The 464-nt window shown below is 64.0% G+C and carries 1 protein-coding gene; it reads left to right on the top strand.

Features of this window, described 5'->3' with window-relative positions; translation table 11 throughout:
• Nucleotides 1-12: 12 nt before the first annotated feature.
• A partial coding sequence (locus tag GRF61_RS24310) for a DUF979 family protein (RefSeq protein WP_248281439.1) occupies nucleotides 13-464 on the top strand: 452 nt, incomplete at its 3' end.

The raw sequence follows: 464 nt of genomic DNA, 5'->3' as shown, positions 1-464 counted from the left end.
CCGGTGCAGGCCATGCGTGAGTCGCGTCGGCTGACGGAGTCGCTCGGCTGGGCGCTGGTGCTGCCGCAGATGCTGGCCATGCTCGGCCTGGTCTTCGCCGATGCCGGCGTGGGCAAGGCCGTGGCGCACCTGACCACCGCCTACATCAACATGGACTATCGACTGGTCGCGGTGGTCGTCTATTGCGTGGGCATGGCGCTCTTCACCGTCATCATGGGCAACGGCTTTGCGGCCTTCCCGGTCATGACAGGCGGCGTGGGCGTGCCGATCCTGGTGGGCGTGTTCCATGCCAATCCGGCGGTGATGGCGGCTATCGGCATGTTCTCGGGCTACTGCGGCACGCTGATGACCCCGATGGCGGCGAACTTCAATATCGTGCCTGCCGCGCTGTTGGAGTTGTCCGATAAGAACGCTGTGATCAAAGCGCAAGTCCCGACCGCGCTACTGTTGCTTGCAGCCAATAT

It is taken from the genome of Azoarcus sp. TTM-91, from assembly GCF_012911025.1.
Classification (GTDB): domain Bacteria; phylum Pseudomonadota; class Gammaproteobacteria; order Burkholderiales; family Rhodocyclaceae; genus Azoarcus.
The sequence above is the reverse complement of the archived record's forward strand: the minus strand, read 5'-3'. Positions and strand labels throughout refer to the sequence as shown.